Below are 3,563 nucleotides of genomic sequence, written 5' to 3'. Positions count from 1 at the left end.
TTTAGCAAATAAAACCACTATTCACTAAAAATTTCCGACTTTTTATCCTCAATTTTCTGCCATCCTCGCTACGGGCGCTATTCTCGGTCAGCCTCCTAGTGAGTGGGACTCAAATTAGCCTTGAGCTGATTTTGCGCAATGATAGCCACTGTGAAGTAAGGAGCCTGTCGGACTTATGCTCGAAGGCATAATTCCGACAGGCTACAAGACTCTATAGAACGCTAATCTGACTATCTGCTGTCATCTTTCAGCAAAACAACCACTACTGACCTATCACACAATCAGTATAGCCATGGTAGGATAAAATGGTCACTTTTACTCAACGCTCGCGTTTTTCTTTGATCAACTGAACAGAGAGTTGAATTTTTAACGCCTGTCTCACTGCTGTCAATCTGGCTTCATGGACGCCTTTATAAATTCCTGCCTATTCTGGGTGGGTCAGCGAGCTTGAACTTTTCACACATTTTTTCGCACAATGCGACATTTAATAAGGCAGTGAGGCACTTCCAATCAGTATATTGTCTGCTCAGGCTTAGCCTCTGGTTTAAGCAGTCTTTCCTTAAATCGAGTGGTGCGTCAGGCTCGGGAGGTTCTGTTAACTCGCGTGAAATTGTTTTAATTCTAACAATCTTGGGATCTGGTATAAAGCCCAGCTGAACGAAAAACCCCAGGTTTTCACAGAGGGGGTTGTTGACATAGAGGTACTCACCACCGTTTAAACGAACTTCTGTGTTAACGATATAAATCAGCAATGAATCAAGATTAAGAAACTGAAAATCTCTAAAAATCGAAAATGCCTGTAAAGTAAATTTTGATTCCTTTTTAGCGACAGGATCAGCCGGTCTGCCAAAAACTTTGGCATATCCGGCACACTCCCGGCCTTCATAAAACCGAAGTTCTAACATTCTTGCCCCCCCACAAACTCCCATGGTAGGCGGGTCCAACCGTTTAATGGTAAAAGTCCGATTTAATTTCGGGCATTCAAAACGGCTCATGTCGTAAAAAGCAATGTGTGTAAATGCCATGTTGATTTTCACTTGTCAATCTGAGTTTGATATAACCGCCACGCCATCATTTCAACAACTCTCCGTGGACGCTTTTACCAATGCCTGCCTGTTCTGGCTTTGGGAAGTTGGAATTTTTACACATTGATTTGCCCTGCGTCGTATTTAGCAAGGCAGTGTAACTCTGTCATATACATATAGCCTAGTGTCTAAGCACCAGTTGCACATTTAAATAGCTGTTTCTGGTATCGAATATTTACCATCATTGTACAATGACATTACGCTACCGGACGCGCTGTGGGTAAGCGTTTTCATACCAGGTGCCAGGCTGCCAAATTTATCATCGCCTACGACAATTGTCTTGTGGGCCTGACCGCCTTCCTGAAAGACGGTTCCTATCCCGTGAAACACTCCTGCACTATACTCTGAGAGGGAGAAGAAAATCTCAGGCTCGTTATACTCCTTGACAAACTGCCCGAAAGCGGAAAAGTCCCGCGCAAGATTCGGGGCAGTTTATGACATGCTTGGGTTAATCGTTTCTCTATTATCCTAGGAGCAGTTTCCAAACGAGTGATCTTTCAGAAAGGTATTGGTGCATGTTAAAAAAAAAATCTCCATTAGTGTCTTTCCAACCTGAAAATACGCAGACAAGCGTACTGAATGGACAGCTAAAGCTCTATACCTTTCCTTACCGGGGCGATGATGTAAAAAACCTGATTTTGCTGGCCCATGGCGGTATTAAAAGGGAAGATTATTCTTATTTCTGTGGTTTACTGAAAATGCATGTTAACCGGCGTTTCCAAGTACCACCGGGGTTGTTTATTTGTTTTTACGCACCGCATCAAACGACTTCAGGCATTTATACGCACAAGCCAATGTTTGCTTTTCTGACGGACTTCATGACAGCCGTGGATACGCCTTATGAAATCATTCCACCTCAAGCTTCTGTGCATAATTACCAACTGATTAATGCCAAGCTGGGAGGCCAGCCTGTGGTTAGTGACGCTGATATAAATGCTGCCTTATGGCAAGCCCGGTGCTCGGCTCACTACGAGAAACGGCCTGCGCCTGCTTTTGATATTATCACCACAGAGCCTTCATGGCCTGACTGTACTACCTTGAAGGAAACTATTGATACCCTTATTTTTACCGGGCACTTCTACTCCAAGATTCATTGTCTGATCTGTCGCTATGTCTTTGGCAGTGAAGTGGTACGCCACGACTTCATTCAGGGAAATGCTTCTTTTGAGTGATAACCTTCCCCACCATGATGCCAGCTCATTTCCTTTTGCTGCCGCAATTAGAGGTGACTGGTAGTCCATGTCTCGCCTCTGATAGTTTTTTTACTATCCTGGTAAAAGTACACAGAAGCAATCCCTCAGGTTGATAATCTTTCAGAAAGGGTATTTGCATTTGTTGAAGAATAAACCCCCATTAGTGTCTTTCAAGCCTGAGAATACACAGACAAGTGTATTGAATGGACAGCTAAAGCTCTTTACCTTTCCTTACCGGAGCAATGATGTGAAAAACGTGATCTTGCTGGCCCATTCCGGTATTGACAGGGAAGACTATTCCTATTTCTGTGGTTTGGTGCAAATGCGTTATAACCGGCGCTTCCAGGTACCACCGGGGGTTTTTATTTGTTTTTACGCGCCGCATCAAACGACGTCAGGCATTGATCCGAATAAGCCGGTGTTTTCTTTTTTGACGGAATTCATGACCGTAGTGGACACGCCTTTTGAAATTATTTCTCCTCAGGCCTTTGTGCATAATTACCAGCTGGTTCATTTTTCCGACTGGATAGGAGGCAAGCCCGCCGCAAGCCAGCATGATATAGAGTTAGCCTTATGGAACGCCCGGTGTATCGACGATTTCAAGGCAATACCCGCTTTTGATATTATCACCACAGAACCGGCATGGCCTAGCCCAATCAGGCTCAAGGACGTCATTGATACGCTGCGTGTCACCGGGCACTTCTACACCAAGATTCACTGTCTGATCTGCCGCTATGTCTTTGACACTGAAATAATACGCCACGATTTCATTCAGGGAAATGCTCCTTTGGACTGACGCTTTCCCATGATGCCCGCCCATTTCACTTTCTTTTGCGGCTGCAATTATAGGTCACTGGTAGTCCATAAAACACCTCGAATAGTTTCTTTACTATTCTAACCCGGATATTTCATAAACTGCCCTTAGAGCCGCAAGGAGCAAGCAAGGCCAGGAGCATGTTTATGAAATATCCGGGCTAAGAAGCGGTCTTAAAAGTCATGCTCCTACTGCGGCTATACCCGTCGCCTTTGAAAAGGCTTGATTTTTGAGGGTATTTTCTACATTATACCTGATGCCAAAATTCACTCTCACACGCCAGCAGAAACATCAGCTTTTGTCGCTTACGTATCAGATCGATGGAACATACGGTATACGGTTTCTGGTCTGACTAAGTGGCTTCATCAGAACGGCTTTTCTTACAAAAAGCCCAAAGGCGTTCCACATAAAGCGGATGCCGATAAACAAGCTGAATTTATCAAGGCATATAAGGCGTTAAAGGCTGAGCTT

At 44.3% G+C, this 3,563-nt stretch carries 3 protein-coding genes and 1 pseudogene; 3 read left to right on the top strand and 1 reads right to left on the bottom strand.

Annotated features, from left to right (window positions below; genetic code table 11):
• Positions 1-410 precede the first annotated feature (410 nt).
• On the bottom strand, positions 411-1,025 hold the full coding sequence (locus V4C51_RS17360; RefSeq protein WP_330927434.1) for a hypothetical protein: 615 nt from the start codon (positions 1,023-1,025) through the stop codon (positions 411-413).
• A 575-nt stretch (positions 1,026-1,600) separates the two neighbouring features.
• Here V4C51_RS17360 and V4C51_RS17355 point away from each other — a divergent pair.
• The 3 genes and pseudogenes from V4C51_RS17355 to V4C51_RS17345 all read left to right on the top strand — a co-directional run.
• Entirely contained in the window at positions 1,601-2,257 is a 657-nt protein-coding gene (locus V4C51_RS17355) for a putative adhesin (RefSeq protein ID WP_330927433.1), read from the top strand.
• A gap of 160 nt (positions 2,258-2,417) precedes the next feature.
• The gene (locus V4C51_RS17350) at positions 2,418-3,074 is read left to right on the top strand and encodes a putative adhesin (RefSeq protein ID WP_330927432.1); all 657 of its coding nucleotides are present in this window, start codon (positions 2,418-2,420) and stop codon (positions 3,072-3,074) included.
• A 294-nt stretch (positions 3,075-3,368) separates the two neighbouring features.
• Positions 3,369-3,563 (top strand): annotated as a pseudogene (locus tag V4C51_RS17345) (helix-turn-helix domain-containing protein); the annotation flags it as partial.

It is taken from the genome of Candidatus Sororendozoicomonas aggregata (assembly GCF_031528575.1).
In the GTDB taxonomy this organism is placed as follows: Bacteria; Pseudomonadota; Gammaproteobacteria; order Pseudomonadales; family Endozoicomonadaceae; genus Endonucleibacter; species Endonucleibacter aggregata.
This window is presented reverse-complemented; position numbering and strand designations above follow the sequence as displayed.